Consider the following 14,892-nt stretch of genomic DNA (forward strand, 5'->3'; position numbering starts at 1 on the left):
ACGATCTTTACAGTTAGGACAACTCATGACGGAAAGTAACCTGGTGCCCGCCGAGCTGGCACGCAGAGCGCACTCGCTGATCGGTGGCGAGACAACCGACGCGAACCTGCGCCGGTACCTGCACGGAATTCCCGGAATCGATGCCGTCGGCCTCGAAGCGCGGGCGGCCGACCTCGGCAGTCGCTCCATCAAGACAAGCTCAAAAAGATGGGCCATCGACACGATCATCGGACTGATCGACCTCACGACCCTCGAGGGCGCCGATACCCCAGGCAAGGTGCGTTCCCTTGTCAGCAAAGCCCTGATCCCCGACCCCGGAGACCCCGGTTGCCCCCGCGTTGCCGCGGTCTGCGTCTACGGCGACATGGTGGGCACGGCCGTTGCTGCCCTCGGTTCCGCCCACGCCGCCGGCACCTCGGAGGGCGTTCAGGTCGCCGCCGTCGCGACGGCCTTTCCGAGCGGCCGCGCTTCGCTCGCGATCAAGCTGCTCGACGTCGTGGATGCGGTGGCTTCCGGCGCCGACGAAATCGACATGGTCATCGACCGTGGCGCTTTCCTGTCCGGTCGATTCGGCCAGGTCTACGACGAGATCGTCGCCGTGAAAGACGCCTGTCGGCGCCCCAACGGCACGTCCGCGCACCTCAAGGTGATTTTGGAGACCGGGGAGCTGAACACGTACGACAACGTGCGTCGCGCCAGCTGGCTCGCCATCCTCGCCGGGGGAGACTTCATCAAAACATCCACCGGCAAGGTCGCGCCCGCCGCCACACTTCCGGTGACCCTGTCGATGCTCGAAGTCGTGCGCGACTGGCACCGACTCACGGGCGAAAAGATCGGCGTGAAGCCGGCAGGCGGTATCCGCACCTCCAAGGACGCGATCAAGTACCTCGTGACCGTGGCCGAGACGGTCGGCGAGGAATGGCTCCAGCCCCACCTGTTCAGATTCGGCGCTTCGAGCCTGCTGAACGACGTGCTGCTTCAGCGCCAGAAGATGACGACCGGGCACTACTCCGGCCCCGACTACGTGACGATTGACTAAGGACCATCCGATGAGCTTTCTCAACTACGCCCCCGCACCGGAATCCACGGCACTCCTCAACCTGAAGAGCGACTACGGTCTCTTCATCGATGGGGACTTCACACCCGGACGCGGCACCCCGTTCCAGACGATTTCGCCAGCCACCGAAAAGCAGATCGCCATGATCTCCTCGGCCAATGCAGCGGATGTCGACCTTGCCGTTGCCGCCGCGCGCCGCGCGTATGACCGTACCTGGTCGCGCCTCTCCGGCAGCGACCGTGGCAAGTACCTCTTCCGCATCGCTCGCCTCGTGCAGGAGCGCGCCCGAGAACTCGCCGTAGCGGAGAGTCTGGACAACGGCAAGCCGATCAAGGAAAGCCGCGATGTCGACGTGCCCCTCGTCGCCGCCTGGTTCTTCTACTACGCCGGCTGGGCCGACAAACTCGATCACGCCGGAGTCGGACCGAACCCCGCGGCACTCGGAGTCGCCGCCCAGGTGATCCCGTGGAACTTTCCCCTGCTCATGCTCGCGTGGAAGATCGCACCGGCCCTCGCTGCAGGCAACACCGTGGTGCTCAAGCCTGCCGAAACCACGTCGCTCACGGCAATGTTGTTCGCCGAGATCCTGCAACAGGCCGACCTGCCCGCCGGTGTCGTCAACATCATTACGGGAGCGGGGGACACGGGCCAGGCCCTCGTGAACCACCCTGACGTCAACAAGGTCGCCTTCACAGGGTCGACCGCGGTCGGCAGGGCCATCGCCCGGTCGCTGGCCGGCACCGACAAGAAGCTCACCCTCGAGCTCGGCGGCAAGGGAGCGAACATCGTTTTCGACGATGCCCCCATCGATCAGGCCGTCGAGGGGATTATCCGTGGCGTGTTCTTCAACCAGGGGCACGTGTGCTGCGCCGGAAGCCGTCTCCTCGTACAGGAGAGCATCCACGACGAGGTCATCGACCGGCTCAAGACACGCCTTCAGACGCTGCGCCTCGGCGACCCGCTCGACAAGAACACCGACATCGGCGCCATCAACAGTGCCGAGCAGCTCGCTCGCATCCGCGAGCTGTCCGACATCGGTGAGCAGGAGGGTGCCGAGCGGTGGAGCCCCGACTGCGCCATTCCTGAGAACGGCTTCTGGTTCGCGCCCACAATCTTCACCAACGTGTCGACGAGCCACCGCATCGCCCGCGACGAGGTCTTCGGCCCCGTGCTGTCGGTGCTCACGTTCCGCACGCCGGCCGAGGCGATTGCCAAGGCCAACAACACGCCTCACGGCCTGTCGGCCGGAATCTGGAGCGACAAGGGGAGCCGAATTCTCGCCGTCGCCGACAAGCTGCGTGCCGGAGTGATCTGGGCGAACACGTTCAACCAGTTCGACCCTGCCAGCCCGTTCGGCGGCTTCAAAGAGTCCGGCTATGGCCGGGAGGGCGGCCGTCACGGCCTGGCCGCCTACCTCAAGCCGTCCTCCCGCCCGTCCGCGCGCGCGGCGCTGGCCGGATCCGCCGCGCCCGCCGTGGCTGCAAACAAGAAGCCCGCTGCCGGAAAGAAGGCCACCAAGTGACCCGCCTCGCCATACCCAAGACCTACAAGCTCTACATCGGTGGAAAATTTCCGCGCAGCGAATCCGGACGGGTCTACGACGTGACGAACCACAAGGGGGAATTCCTCGCCAACGCCGCCCAGGCCAGTCGCAAGGACGCCCGCGATGCTGTTGTGGCCGCCCGCTCCGCCCTGGCCGGCTGGTCGGGTGCCACCGGGTACAACCGTGGCCAGGTGCTGTACCGCATCGCGGAACTCCTGGAGGGGCGCCGCGTGCAGTTCATCGACGAGATCATCCAGTCCGAAGGCGTCAGTGCCCCCGCGGCGGCCGCGCAGGTCGACGAGGCCATCGACCGGTGGGTGTGGTACGCAGGTTGGGCGGACAAGTACGTGCAGGTCGCCGGCAACGCAAACGCGGTGTCTGGTCCGTTCTTCAACATTTCGGTGCCGGAACCAACCGGCGTCGTGGCGATCATCGCGCCTCAGACGCACGGGTCCCTGCTCGGCCTGATCAGCGCCATCGCGCCGGCCCTGGTCGCGGGAAATACCGTGGTCGTTGTCGCTCACGAAGCCTCGCCGCTCTCGGCGATCAGCCTCAGCGAGGTGCTCGCCACGAGTGACGTCCCGGGCGGTGTGGTCAACATCCTCACCGGTTCGCCCGCGGAAATAGCACCCTGGCTCGCGAGCCACTCCGACGTGAATGCCCTCGATCTCGTCGGTGCCGGAGAGCTGGAGTGGGTCGACCTGCAGATTGCGGCGGCGGAGACTCTCAAGCGAGTTCTCCCGCCGGAATCGGGCGTGGATGCCGCTTCCCCCGCCCTGGCCCGTGTTGTGGCCTTCACCGAGATCAAAACTGTCTGGCACACCAAAGCGCTGCTATAGAGCCTGTTCAGCGCCGCGGACCTGCTCGCCGAATCCGCCGACGCGGCGCACCAAACGGGCCGTTCGACTGCTAGGTCGGACGGCCCGTTTGATGGGCCCGGAGCATGTCAGGCCGTGTCGCGGCTCGAGTACTGCGTGCCCATGGCCTTGGCCTTGATGGCAGCGAACTCGCTCTGCGTGATCGTGCCTGCATCAAGCAGTTGCTTGGCCTGCGTGATCTCCTGGCTGGGAGAGGACGTGGTGGCGACAGTGCGGATGTAGTTGTCCGTCATTTCCCGATTCTGAGTGGCGCTCTGAACCTGGCGCTCCGCCATGCCGTTGCCCCTCGCAATCACGTAGATCAGAACGGTGAGGAAGGGCACGAAGATCAGGAAGATTAGCCAGAGCGCCTTCAACCAGCCATTCAACTTGTGGTCCCTGAAGATGTCGGCCGCCACGGAAAACAAAACAATCAGATAGGCGACGAAGACAAACGACCAGAACAGGAACGAAATGAAATTCCAGAAACTTCCCAGGATGTCCATGACAATAACCTCTCGAAATCGATGTTGTGGTCTCGAACCGAGCGGTGCGGACCTCGATCGCCGACGACTGTACCCCGATCACGCCTGATTTGCTGAATCTTTGCTTGCGCATTGTGTCGGCTTGCAGTTTTGGGTCCTATGCTCATCGCATGACATCGCGCAGAGTCCTCGTTACGGGTGCCACCGGCTACATCGGTGGTCGTTTGGTGCCCAAACTCCTCGAAGCCGGCTACGAGGTTCGCGTCATCGTGCGCACGCCCCTAAAACTCCGTGACGTGCCTTGGGCAGACCAGGTCGAGATCGTACAGGGCGACCTTGCCAATCTCTCCTCCCTTGAGGCTGCCTGCGAGGGCATCGACGTGCTGTATTACCTCGTGCACTCCATGGGGGCGGCCGGGGATTTTGAGAAGGCAGAGCACCTCGCGGCCGAAAACGCGGCCGCCGCCGCCGCATCCGCTCACGTGTCGCGTATCGTCTACCTCGGTGGGCTGCACCCCGACACCGACTCTCTCTCTGCTCATCTGCGCTCCCGCATGGAGGTCGGCCGTATCCTCCTCGGTTCTGGCATCCCCACCGTGGCTTTCCAGGCGGGAGTCGTGATTGGTTCCGGATCCACCTCGTTCGAGATGATCCGCCACCTCACCGACGTTCTGCCCTACATGCCCGCGCCCAAGTGGGTGCGCAACAAGATCCAGCCCATCGCGGTGCGCGACGTGCTCTATTACCTGGTTGAGGCCGCCGAGCTTCCGTCCGACGTCAACCGCACCTTCGATATCGGTGGTCCCGATGTGTTGCGGTACGGGCAGATGATGAACGGCTACGCCCTCGAGGCAGGGCTGCACCAGCGCGCCATCGCGGCGCTGCCTGTGCTCACACCCTGGCTGGCCTCTCAATGGGTCAATCTCGTCACGCCGATACCGCGCAACCTCGCCATCCCCATCATCGCGTCGCTGCAATACGACTGTGTGGCCGCTGAGCACGACATAGACGAGTACATTCCGCAGCCGCCCGGTGGCCTCACGAGCTACCGAAGGGCAGTTCGGCTCGCCCTGGGGCGGATGCGAGATGGAGACGTTGAAACGAGCTGGCGCAATTCCTCCATCGAGGGAGCATCGAGCAACCCCCTGCCGAGCGACCCGGACTGGGCCGGCCACGTGGTGTACACCGACCTGCGGGAGAAGACCACCACCGCCGCGCCGGAAGCGCTCTGGCGGGTGATCGAGAGCATCGGCGGAGAAAACGGCTGGTATTCCTTCCCGTTGGCCTGGGCCGTACGAGGACTCATGGACAAGCTCGTCGGCGGCGTTGGTCTTCGTCGAGGGCGCCGCAACCCCGACCATCTGCATGCGGGGGAGGTGCTCGACTTCTGGCGAGTGGAAAGCATCGATCATGGCAGTTTTCTGCGCCTGCGGGCCGAGATGCGATTACCCGGAAAGGCTTGGCTGGAGATGACGGTCATGCCCACCGAGGACGGCGGGGCCGTCTATCGCCAGCGCGCCGTGTTCTTTCCCCGCGGTCTGGGTGGGCGCCTGTACTGGGCGGCGATCCTGCCGTTCCACAGCATTATCTTCGACGGCATGGCCACTCGAATCACGGCGACGGCGGCGGCGGAAAGCCTCGACGTCTCGCTCGCTCCCGCCTAGGATGATCGGAAGAGCATGGCCCTCTGTGCACAGGGAGGCCAGACCGTGAGCGCAAAGGAGGCCCGATGTCAGTATCTGTCGTGTTCTTGGGCGACGGCCTCATCGCGGGAGGCCAATGGACCGAGTGGATACCCGAGTACGAGGTCACCAATCTCGGAGTGAGTGGCAACACAACGGATGAGGTCATCACAGCACTCGAGTCCGTCGTCGGGCTCGCACCGGATGCCATCGTCATTCACGTCGGCACCAACGATTTGGGGTGGCGCAAGTCAGACGAGTACGTCGTGCGCAACCTGGAAACCATTCTTTACCGCCTACGCAAGGCCCTGCCCGGAACCCGGCTCCTCGTTCAATCCGTCTTCCCGCGCGATCGCGAATTCGCCGAGACCATCCGCTCGATCAATCGCCACATTCGCCAGTATGCGCCGACACAGCACGCACAGTATCTCGATCTCTGGCCCGCGTTGGCACAGCCCGACGGTGAAATCAACTCGAACCTGTCGGAGGATCATCTCCACTTGACAAACGAGGGCTACCAGATCTGGCTCGGCGAGCTTCGGGCGGGCCTCGAGCTGCTGTTTGAGCGGCCACCGATCACGACGTCCATTCCTATTCAGCACGCCTGAACGACTGCCTGACGACCGCGCTGGCGCGGCCGCGGGTAGTCTGGGGACATGCCTCGATTGCTGCGCCGCTACCTCGCTGCCACCCTCGGTGCCCTGCTGTTTGTGTGCCTCAGCGTCACCGGTGCCGCCGCCTACGCCAGCGTGCCCGAGAAGGTTGCGCCGGCCGTTCCGTCCGCGCTGGCGAGCGGCACCGGTGATTTCACCTTCGACTCGTGGCATTCCGACTTCACCCTCGGGCTGGATGGAGACGGGCGCTCAAGCCTCACAACCGTCGAGACCATCACGGCGCGGTTCCCAGACATCGATCAGAATCGCGGAATTCTCCGTGCAATTCCCACAGATTACCAAGGGCACCCGACCGACGTCTCAATCGTGAGTGTCACGGACGAGAACGGTTCTCCGCGCAGCTTTGAGACGGAGACCGTGAGTGAGGACGGTAATTTCATCCACGTCACGATCGCGGCGTCGGAATACGTGCACGGTGCCCAGACCTATGTCATCACCTTTGAGCAATCCAATGTGACGCTGTATCCGGATAACGCGGACACCGAACAGTTCTACTGGGACGTTAACGGAACGGGGTGGGAACAGCCTTTTGCCGACGTGACCGCGTCAGTGTTCGTGGAGCCCGATCTCGTGGACCGGCTGACGGGGCAGGAGGCGTGCTACCAGGGGCCGGAGGGCTCGAGCGCGCCCTGCGAGGTGCTTGATTCGGCAGCGGATGACGACGGGTGGCGTGTCGACGCGGCTGCCGGCCAACTCGTGCCCGCTGAAAACCTCACCGTCGTCGTCGTTTTCGAACCCGGCACCTTCGTTCCCCGCGATGACTCCTTCACCGCCAACGCCTTGCCGAGCCTCGGCCTGGCCGGGGCCCTCGCGGCCATTCTGGTCGCAGCCCTCGCGGGGGCTGCGCGAGTGACGCGCTGGCGGAGCGCACAGGGGCGTCCCACCCTCATCGCCGAGTATCTGCCCCCGAAGGGCATCAATCTGCTGACCTCTGGCGAGGTCACGGGCCTCAGTGCCAAGGCCACGGCCGCACAGTTCGTCAGCTTCGCGGTGCGTGGAAACGTCCGCATCCTGGAAGCGACCGACAAGAAGACGCATTACCTGCTCGAGTTCCGGCACAGCAATCGCGTCGATGAGACTGAACTGCGCATCCTCGGCACGCTGTTCCCCACGCTGCAACCGGGTGAACGCCGGGACTTGAAGAAGAAGAGCACCTCGCTGACCACGGCGCTTCAGAAGGAAATCCCCGCCGCGCGCAAGGCCTCCCTGGCCGCCGGCCTGCGCGAAGCGAAAGACACCGGACTGCGTGTGTGGTTTCTCTTGGCCGCGGTCGTGAGTGCGATACTGGCCCTCGTCGGTGCGCTCGGCGCCATGATCACGGTGGTCGGCGGATTCTGGCCCGCGCTCATCATCGGCGTCGCCGTGCTGGCGAGCGTGGCAACGTTCGCCTTCGTCGGCAATTTTCGACCACTCACCGAGAGTGGCGCAGAACTTCGTGATTATCTGAAAGGTGTCAAATTGTACATAGGCCTGGCGGAAGCCGACCGACTGCGCGTACTGCAGAGCCCAGGGGGCGCGCTTCGCTCCCCGTACCGACAGGAAGCAGGCGGCCGACCGGACGCCGATCCCGTTCAGGTGGTCAAGGTCTCTGAGCGGGTACTTCCGCTCGCGGTGCTGTTCGGCCAGGAGAAGGAGTGGTCGGGTGTGCTCGGCCACTACTACGAACAGGCTGGAACCCAGCCCGACTGGTATGTGGGAACGAACGCCTTCAGCGCCCTGTACTTCGCGAGCGCGGTCAGCGGGTTCGCCGCGACCACGACGGCGTCATGGTCCGGCAGCGCCGCGAGTTCCGGCAGCTCAGGATCCGGAGGGGGCGGTTCCTCGGGCGGCGGAGGCGGCGGCGGCGGGGGAGGGGGCGTCTGATGGGCACTCCTGCCGCTCCCACATTCACCCGCGCCGCACTCGCCCCCGGCCTGCTCGGGGCGATCGTGCTTCTCGCCGGTTTGGCTCTGCTCGATGGCGAGGGGTACATCATCATCCGCTATGCCGTCAGCATTCTGGCCCTCATCATTTCGGTCTTCGTCATTCAGGCGAAATCGTGGTGGTGGCTGCTGGGTCTTGTTCCGATAGCAGTGTTGTGGAACCCGATCGCCGTCATTCCGCTCGAAGGTCAGGGCTGGGCGTCCGCCCAATACATCGCGGCTCTCATCTTCATCTTTGCGGGCATCCGAACAAAGGTGCCGGTGCAGCACGCCTGAGGTCGGGCTTTGTGGGCGTAGACTGGTGCCGCTTGGAGAACCTGGTTTCTGTGCTGTGAACATGAGGCGCTGTGAACGTTCGGTGCTGCCGGGTTCGGTGGAGTGATCGACGGCGTCTGTAGATGCCGTAACACGTGAGCGTGGCGCCCTGTGCCGCGCGGCTGTGAAGTGGAGAACAATGGCTTATACCCGCACCGACGGTTCGAACAACCGAGGCAGCGCCGGGCGACGAATGCGTCCGCGGTCCCGTGACGACGACGCTCCCATCATCCCCATCCTGGCCCGCAAGGTACGTGAGGTCGAAGCCAAGGCCCAGACCGGCACGAAGCTCGGTCCGACCAATCGCACCAAGTACCAGGTCATCGCGCTCCTCATGCGTGAAGAACGGGCACGGGTCAAGGCTGACGCCGACCAGACGGATGCCAACCGCGCTGAACTGCTCAAGCGCCTCGACGGTATCGCCCAGATTCTGGCCAAAACAGCAGCACGGGATACGAGCCTGATCACCCTCCTCGAGCCCGATGCGGGCGTGTCCACTGTGGCCCAGCGTTTTCGCCGGGACTGGCTCCTTGAATCCGGAGCGGAGCTCAGCCCCGACGAACTCATCATCACCCGGGAGCCAGAAGTCCCGCCCGAGGTTCCGCTTAACCAGGTCGTACCGGCCTCGGTAAGGGCCCGACAGCTCGCCAACCCGTTCTTGGCCCCCGATTTCAGTGCCGCTCAGGCGCAGCCCGTCGCCCGCCCGCGGCGGCTGGCCAACTGGGAGTTGCTCGGTCCATTGTTCAAATCCTTTGAATACGGCTCGGGCGGACAGGCCGCGAGTATGGACATGCCCGAGGCTCCGGGTCTTGACCGGCTGTCGCCCCATGGCATGGAATTGATGCGTCACCAGGCCCGATTTGTGGAAAGCGCGCGCCTCGGCCACCGGAGCTATCTGCTGGCCGACGAGCCCGGGCTCGGTAAGACGGCGCAAAGCCTGCTGGCGGCATCCGTCGCGAACGCCTATCCGCTCCTGGCCATTGTTCCCAACGTGGTCAAGATGAACTGGGCCCGCGAGGTGGAACTCTGGACTCCCAACCGCCGGGCAACGGTGATTCACGGGGACGGCGACACGCTTGACGCCTTCGCCGACGTAGTGGTCGTCAACTACGACGTTCTCGACCGCCATCTGGCCTGGCTCGGAACCCTCGGATTCAAGGGCATGGTCGTCGACGAGGCGCACTTCATCAAGAACCTTCAGTCGCAGCGTTCCAAACACGTGCTCTCTCTCGCCGAGCAGATCAGGCGCCGCACCCCAGGCGGCAACCCTCTGCTGATGGCCCTCACCGGAACCCCCCTCATCAACGACGTCGATGACTTTCGGGCGATTTGGCAGTTCCTGGGGTGGATCGACGGTGACAAACCGGCTCCTGCACTGCTTCAGCGTCTCGAAGAGACCGGCCTTACCCCGGCGGACCCCGGCTTCTACAAGGAAGCGCGTGCCGCCGTCATCGACATGGGAATCGTTCGTCGCCGCAAGGTCGACGTGGCTGCGGACCTGCCGGCGAAGCGGATCGCCGACCTGCCCGTTGAGTTGGACGACGACCTCGGTCGTTCCATCCAGAAGGCCGAACGCGAGCTGGGTGCACGTCTGGTGGTGCGGTACAACGCTCTCGTTGCCGCCCGTCATTCCGGGTCGGGACCGGTCAAGCCCGACGATGCCCAGCGCGAGTCCTACATCCGCGCTGTGGCCCACGCCGAGCTCGAGGATTCCAAGGGACAGACGACAGGTGAGAATGTATTCACCATGGTGCGAAAGATTGGTCAGGCCAAGGCCGGCCTGGCGGCCGATTACGCCGCCCAGCTCGCTCGATCGGTGGGCAAGGTCGTCTTCTTCGCGAAGCACATCGACGTGATGGACGCTGCCGAGGATCTCTTCGCCAAGCGCGAGCTGCGCACAGTGTCCCTGAGGGGTGACCAATCCGCGGTCGCGCGACAGGCCGCTATCGACTCGTTCAATAACGACCCGGATGTCGCCATCGCCGTCTGCTCGCTCACCGCGGCGGGAGTCGGGGTCAACCTGCAGGCCGCATCCAACGTGGTGCTCGCGGAGCTCAGCTGGACCGCAGCCGAGCAGACTCAGGCAATCGACCGCGTTCACCGCATCGGGCAGGACGAACCCGTGACGGCGTGGCGCATCATCGCGGCGCACACGATTGACGCCCGTATCGCCGATCTGATCGGCAGCAAGCAGGGTCTCGCAGCCCGGGCGCTCGACGGATCGCAGGAAGAAGACACCTCGGCAGATTCCGTCCAGGCCAGTGCCCTGGTCTATCTGCTCACGCAGGCGCTCGACGGTCTGCTCTAGCTCGCTCCGCCCCGGTCGATTTGGGCCGGGGCAGCTCGGGCCCCACAATGGGCTCCAGTAACTTTCTCGTTCGTTTGAAGGAATTGAGCACCATGAAGATCGGTATCCTCACCAGCGGCGGCGACTGCCCCGGCCTGAACGCGGTCATCCGCGGCGCCGTCCTCAAGGGCGGGCGCGTGCACGATGCCGAGTTCGTCGGAATACGCAATGGCTGGCGCGGTCTCGTGCAGGGCGAATTCATGACACTGGATCGCCACAGCGTGCGGGGACTGTCGAGGCAGGGCGGCACTATTCTCGGCTCCTCGCGCACCAACCCGTTCGAGGGCGCCAACGGCGGCCCAGAGAACATCCAGCGCACCCTCGACGCCGAAGGCATCGACGCGGTCATCGCGATCGGTGGGGAAGGGACCCTCACGGCGGCGCACCGACTCACCGACGCTGGCCTGAAAATCGTTGGCGTGCCCAAAACCATCGACAACGATCTGGAAGCCACCGACTACTCGTTCGGCTTCAACACGGCAGTTGAGATCGCCACAGAGGCCATCGACCGCCTCCGCACCACCGCGGAATCCCATGGCCGATGCATGGTCGTGGAGGTCATGGGCCGCCATGTCGGCTGGATAGCCCTGCACTCTGGCATGGCCGGGGGAGCGCACGCCATTCTCATCCCGGAGCAGCCCAAGACCATCGAGCAGATCTGCGAGTGGGTGGAGCACGTTCGCGACCGCGGGCGTGCGCCCGTAATTGTGGTCTCAGAGGGGTTTCTGCTTGCCGGTCTGGAACAGGCGCACTCCCACAAAGGTCTCGACGCGTTCGACCGTCCGCGTCTCGGCGGAATCAGTGAAATCATCGCGCCGCTGATCGAGGAACGCACCGGCATCGAGTCGCGCGCCACGGTGCTCGGTCACACCCAACGCGGCGGTGCCCCTTCGGCCTACGACCGGGTGCTCGCGACCCGATTGGGTATGGCTGCCATCGACGCGATCTACGCCGAGCAGTGGGGATCCATGGTGTCGCTGCGCGGCACGGAGATCGAGGTGGTCAGCATCGCGGACGCGACAATCGGTCTCAAGAAGGTTTCACCGGCGCGCTACGACGAGGCAGCCGTCCTCTTCGGATAGCAGTCTCCACGTTGTGGGAATTCTCAGAACGCGGTGCAAAACTTCATCCATGACCATCAACGAAGCGAACGAACAGAGTGAGCCCGTCCTCGACGGCAGCCTCGACGCCACCCTCGACGCCAAGCGCCAGGGGATCCTCGACCAGGTTGCCGCGGATTCGACGGGGCTGGCGCTCGATGACGTCATCGCCGGACTGACGCAGCGTTTGGCCGAGGCCGAGGTGCCCACGAGCGACGCGCGCATCCGTGAACTGGCCGCGATGATCGTGAGCTGACTCCGGCGAACGCCCGAGTCGACCGCGAGCTGAATCACACTTCGACGGTCGTCACCCGGTCTTTGCCGGTGCGCTTCGACTCGTACATCGCCGAATCGGCCAGCCGCAGAAGTTCCGTCGCGGTTAGCTTCGCTCCTTCGGTCGGCTGATACACAACCAGGCCCACGCTGGCCGTGACCGGGTAGGGTGACGCGGCTTCGGCAAGCGGACGACTAACGGCCGACCGGATCCTCTGCGCGAGGCCCAGCGCAGCATCCTGGTCAACGGTTTCGCACACCACCACAAATTCATCGCCGCCGAAACGAGCGATCGTATCGACTGCCCGCACTGTAGTGCGCAGGCGCTGTGCGATTTCACGGAGGACGGTATCGCCGGCGACATGGCCGAGATGGTCGTTGACAGCCTTGAAGCCGTCCAGGTCGAAGAAAATCAGCCCCATCGTGCTACCCCGGCGTTCGGCGGACGCGAGAGCAATCTCGAGTGTATAATTTAGTAGCTTGCGGTTGGCGAGGCCCGTCAACTGGTCGTACAAGGCCAGCTGGCGAAGCTCGTCCTGGAGCCTGACCCGCTCAAGGACTTGTGTCGCTTGGCGGGCAAGAGCTTCGTGAAGCTCTCGCGAGGGGCCGTCGAAGGCGCGCTTGCGACCATAGAAGCAGATCAGGACGCCGAGTATGAGCGGACCCGCCTGAAGCGGCACCAGGCTGATGGCCTCTAGGCGCACTGCACGCAGTGTCTCTTCGAGCCCAGGGTAGAGCTGCGCGGCCTCCGTGAGGCTCGAGATCGTGACCATCGACCCGGAGCGCGCGGTGTGAATCCAGGGCCTGGGGGCGAATGCAGGCATCACCTGATCCAGAAGATCGGTGCCGGCGACGACGTTCAGCGTCCCTGCCTCGTCCGTGAGCATAACCGCCGCGCCTGCCGCGCGAAAGGCTGTCCGGGCACTCTCGGCCAGGGCGTGGGCGAGGGCCTCCGCCGTGGTGCATGGTGAGAAGGCCACTGAGGCGTCCTGCAATACCCGCACCCGGGCCTCGGACGCTTCCGCGACCCGGCGCGCGGACACGAGTTGTCGCTCCAGGTCATGCCGTTCGGTTGCATCGAAAAGTGCCGTGCGCACGAAGAGCGGGGTTCCATCGTCTTCGAATTTGGTCGTGGCGTTGATCAGGACAGGCAGCGACCGCCCGTCGGCGCAGCGCAGGGTCAGAGCGACTTCGTGCACGGACCCGGAAAGCCGCAGTATCGGCAGGTATCGCGTTTCGTAGAAGATTTGACTACCGGGAGAGAGCAGACGGTCGAAAGAGTGCCCGACGAGGTCGACGAGTGAGAATCCTGTCCACTCCAGGAACGTCGCATTGGCTTTCGTGACCAAGCCGTCCGGCGAGGTAGTGAGATAACCGCACGGGGCGTGCTCGTAGAGGTCCTCGAGAATTCCTGTCATCCCAGATACGCGCTGATAGCCCGGGCGACCTCCGCCGGTGACGAAAGATTCAGGCAATGACCCGAGACCGGCAGGATCACGAACACGCTTCCGGTGACCTGCTCGTGCACGAACGTCCCCACCGAAACCGGGGCGATGGGATCGTCCTGGGACTGGATGATGAGTGTCGGCGTCGACACTCGCGTAAGGTCCTCCCGATTGTCGGAAAGAAACCCGACCTCGGCAAAATGTCGGGCGATCACCGGGTCGGTGGCGCAGAACCTGCTCGTGAGTTCCTCGCCGAGTTCGGAACGGTCGCTGTTGCCCATCATGATCGGCGCCATGGCCGTCGCCCAGCCGAGATAATTCATGTCCAGCGCATCGACGAGCGCATCCAGCTCGACCTGGTCGAAACCGCCGCGGTAGTCTCCATCGTTCAGGTAGCACGGCGACGGGCTCAGCAGTACAAGCGCCCCAAACGAGTCGGGGTCGCGGACCGCAGCGAGAACCCCCATCATCGCGGCCACAGAGTGGCCGATGTAGACGACGTCCGAGAGCGCCTGGTCTTCAATGATCTCGAGAATGTCCGCGGCATAGCCGTGCAGCGAGTCGTATTTTCCGTGATCGTAGGCGGCCAGATTCGACCCGCCCGAGCCGACGTGATCGAAGAGGACGATGCGGTAGTCGCGGGCAAGTAACTGCGTGACTCCACGCCACATTTCCTGGCTGCACCCGAAACCGTGCCCGAACATCAGCGTCCGGCCGGAAGGATTTCCCGACACGTGCACGTTGTTTCGGTGCGAGACGACTGTGTACGGCTGCTGACGGCCCATTCTTGTTTCCGTTCGACCGGCATCGCTGCGTCACATCGCGAGAGCGCTGATACCTGCGAACTCTCTATTTTTCGTTTAACTGTATGTGAAGCCAGAGCTGGTGGGAAGTATCAGGACCACCTATCTGTAACCTGAATGGGGGTCAGGCGAGTTTTGCCTGAACCTGAGCAAGCGAGGGGTTCGTGGCGCTTGAACCGTCCGGAAAGAGGATCGTGGGAACCGTACGGTTTCCGCCGTTCAGACTCATCACGAGTTCGGATGTGCCCTCGACTTCTTCAACGTTGATCTCTCGATAGGCGACGCCCACTCGATCGAGCTGAGACTTGAGGCGCGAGCAGTAGCCGCACCAGGTCGTGGTAAACATCGTGATCGTTCCGGTAGCGGGTACAAAATCCATGCTACGAAGC

Annotated in this window: 14 protein-coding genes; 10 read left to right on the forward strand and 4 right to left on the reverse strand. The window is 64.1% G+C overall.

What is annotated here, in order from left to right:
- The first annotated feature begins 25 nt into the window (after window positions 1-25).
- Genes deoC through BJ997_RS04000 form a run of 3 tightly spaced genes read left to right on the forward strand, consistent with a single transcriptional unit; the run spans window position 26 to window position 3,439 of the window.
- Window positions 26-1,039 (forward strand): deoxyribose-phosphate aldolase, encoded by a 1,014-nt coding sequence (gene deoC / locus BJ997_RS03990; protein ID WP_035835294.1) that lies wholly within the window; start codon window positions 26-28, stop codon window positions 1,037-1,039.
- Between the two features lie 10 nt (window positions 1,040-1,049).
- Window positions 1,050-2,579: an aldehyde dehydrogenase family protein gene (locus BJ997_RS03995; RefSeq protein WP_052541944.1), complete on the forward strand. Its 1,530-nt coding sequence runs from the start codon at window positions 1,050-1,052 to the stop codon at window positions 2,577-2,579.
- The gene (locus BJ997_RS04000; RefSeq protein ID WP_035835295.1) at window positions 2,576-3,439 is read left to right on the forward strand and encodes an aldehyde dehydrogenase family protein; all 864 of its coding nucleotides are present in this window, start codon (window positions 2,576-2,578) and stop codon (window positions 3,437-3,439) included. The genes BJ997_RS03995 and BJ997_RS04000 overlap by 4 nt, the downstream gene beginning before the upstream one ends.
- Before the next feature lie 107 nt (window positions 3,440-3,546).
- Here the strand turns inward: BJ997_RS04000 and BJ997_RS04005 are convergent, their stop codons facing one another.
- Window positions 3,547-3,963, reverse strand: a complete 417-nt coding sequence (locus tag BJ997_RS04005; RefSeq protein WP_035835296.1) for an SHOCT domain-containing protein — start codon at window positions 3,961-3,963, stop codon at window positions 3,547-3,549.
- 149 nt (window positions 3,964-4,112) lie between these two features.
- On the opposite strand from BJ997_RS04005, the gene BJ997_RS04010 reads away from it, so the two are divergent.
- The 7 genes from BJ997_RS04010 to BJ997_RS04040 all read left to right on the forward strand — a co-directional run bounded on the left by BJ997_RS04010 (window position 4,113) and on the right by BJ997_RS04040 (window position 12,238).
- Window positions 4,113-5,606 carry an SDR family oxidoreductase gene (locus BJ997_RS04010; RefSeq protein WP_035835298.1) on the forward strand — a complete coding sequence of 498 codons (1,494 nt, stop codon included), beginning with the start codon at window positions 4,113-4,115 and terminating at the stop codon, window positions 5,604-5,606.
- A gap of 65 nt (window positions 5,607-5,671) precedes the next feature.
- The gene (locus BJ997_RS04015) at window positions 5,672-6,232 is read left to right on the forward strand and encodes a GDSL-type esterase/lipase family protein (RefSeq protein ID WP_035835300.1); all 561 of its coding nucleotides are present in this window, start codon (window positions 5,672-5,674) and stop codon (window positions 6,230-6,232) included.
- Window positions 6,233-6,280: 48 nt separating this feature from the next.
- Window positions 6,281-8,161: a DUF2207 family protein gene (locus BJ997_RS04020; protein ID WP_052541945.1), complete on the forward strand. Its 1,881-nt coding sequence runs from the start codon at window positions 6,281-6,283 to the stop codon at window positions 8,159-8,161.
- Window positions 8,161-8,496 (forward strand): DUF6804 family protein, encoded by a 336-nt coding sequence (locus BJ997_RS04025; RefSeq protein ID WP_035835302.1) that lies wholly within the window; start codon window positions 8,161-8,163, stop codon window positions 8,494-8,496. Before BJ997_RS04020 ends, BJ997_RS04025 begins: the two co-directional genes overlap by 1 nt.
- Before the next feature lie 232 nt (window positions 8,497-8,728).
- Window positions 8,729-10,843 (forward strand): DEAD/DEAH box helicase, encoded by a 2,115-nt coding sequence (locus BJ997_RS04030; RefSeq protein WP_035835351.1) that lies wholly within the window; start codon window positions 8,729-8,731, stop codon window positions 10,841-10,843.
- Between the two features lie 92 nt (window positions 10,844-10,935).
- Entirely contained in the window at window positions 10,936-11,964 is a 1,029-nt protein-coding gene (locus tag BJ997_RS04035) for a 6-phosphofructokinase (RefSeq protein ID WP_035835304.1), read from the forward strand.
- 49 nt (window positions 11,965-12,013) lie between these two features.
- On the forward strand, window positions 12,014-12,238 hold the full coding sequence (locus tag BJ997_RS04040) for a hypothetical protein (protein ID WP_035835305.1): 225 nt from the start codon (window positions 12,014-12,016) through the stop codon (window positions 12,236-12,238).
- Window positions 12,239-12,272: 34 nt separating this feature from the next.
- Here BJ997_RS04040 and BJ997_RS04045 read toward each other — a convergent pair whose 3' ends face one another.
- From BJ997_RS04045 to BJ997_RS04055, 3 genes are all read right to left on the reverse strand, one after another.
- Window positions 12,273-13,673, reverse strand: a complete 1,401-nt coding sequence (locus BJ997_RS04045; protein WP_035835306.1) for a sensor domain-containing protein — start codon at window positions 13,671-13,673, stop codon at window positions 12,273-12,275.
- A complete protein-coding gene (locus BJ997_RS04050; RefSeq protein ID WP_052541946.1) occupies window positions 13,670-14,485 on the reverse strand; it encodes an alpha/beta fold hydrolase in 816 nt (271 codons plus the stop codon). The genes BJ997_RS04045 and BJ997_RS04050 overlap by 4 nt, the downstream gene beginning before the upstream one ends.
- Before the next feature lie 142 nt (window positions 14,486-14,627).
- Window positions 14,628-14,882: a mycoredoxin gene (locus tag BJ997_RS04055; protein ID WP_035835307.1), complete on the reverse strand. Its 255-nt coding sequence runs from the start codon at window positions 14,880-14,882 to the stop codon at window positions 14,628-14,630.
- Window positions 14,883-14,892: the final 10 nt, after the last annotated feature.

The organism is Cryobacterium roopkundense, from assembly GCF_014200405.1.
Taxonomy (GTDB): domain Bacteria; phylum Actinomycetota; class Actinomycetes; order Actinomycetales; family Microbacteriaceae; genus Cryobacterium; species Cryobacterium roopkundense.

Excerpts from the sequence above, each read along its gene's own strand:
- deoC (WP_035835294.1), top strand. The coding sequence starts at position 26 with ATGACGGAAAGTAACCTGGTGCCCGCCGAGCTGGCACGCAGAGCGCAC.
- BJ997_RS03995 (WP_052541944.1), top strand. The coding sequence starts at position 1,050 with ATGAGCTTTCTCAACTACGCCCCCGCACCGGAATCCACGGCACTCCTC.
- BJ997_RS04005 (WP_035835296.1), bottom strand. The coding sequence starts at position 3,963 with ATGGACATCCTGGGAAGTTTCTGGAATTTCATTTCGTTCCTGTTCTGG.
- BJ997_RS04010 (WP_035835298.1), top strand. The coding sequence starts at position 4,113 with ATGACATCGCGCAGAGTCCTCGTTACGGGTGCCACCGGCTACATCGGT.
- BJ997_RS04015 (WP_035835300.1), top strand. The coding sequence starts at position 5,672 with ATGTCAGTATCTGTCGTGTTCTTGGGCGACGGCCTCATCGCGGGAGGC.
- BJ997_RS04020 (WP_052541945.1), top strand. The coding sequence starts at position 6,281 with ATGCCTCGATTGCTGCGCCGCTACCTCGCTGCCACCCTCGGTGCCCTG.
- BJ997_RS04025 (WP_035835302.1), top strand. The coding sequence starts at position 8,161 with ATGGGCACTCCTGCCGCTCCCACATTCACCCGCGCCGCACTCGCCCCC.
- BJ997_RS04030 (WP_035835351.1), top strand. The coding sequence starts at position 8,729 with ATGCGTCCGCGGTCCCGTGACGACGACGCTCCCATCATCCCCATCCTG.
- BJ997_RS04035 (WP_035835304.1), top strand. The coding sequence starts at position 10,936 with ATGAAGATCGGTATCCTCACCAGCGGCGGCGACTGCCCCGGCCTGAAC.
- BJ997_RS04040 (WP_035835305.1), top strand. The coding sequence starts at position 12,014 with ATGACCATCAACGAAGCGAACGAACAGAGTGAGCCCGTCCTCGACGGC.
- BJ997_RS04045 (WP_035835306.1), bottom strand. The coding sequence starts at position 13,673 with ATGACAGGAATTCTCGAGGACCTCTACGAGCACGCCCCGTGCGGTTAT.
- BJ997_RS04050 (WP_052541946.1), bottom strand. The coding sequence starts at position 14,485 with ATGGGCCGTCAGCAGCCGTACACAGTCGTCTCGCACCGAAACAACGTG.
- BJ997_RS04055 (WP_035835307.1), bottom strand. The coding sequence starts at position 14,882 with ATGGATTTTGTACCCGCTACCGGAACGATCACGATGTTTACCACGACC.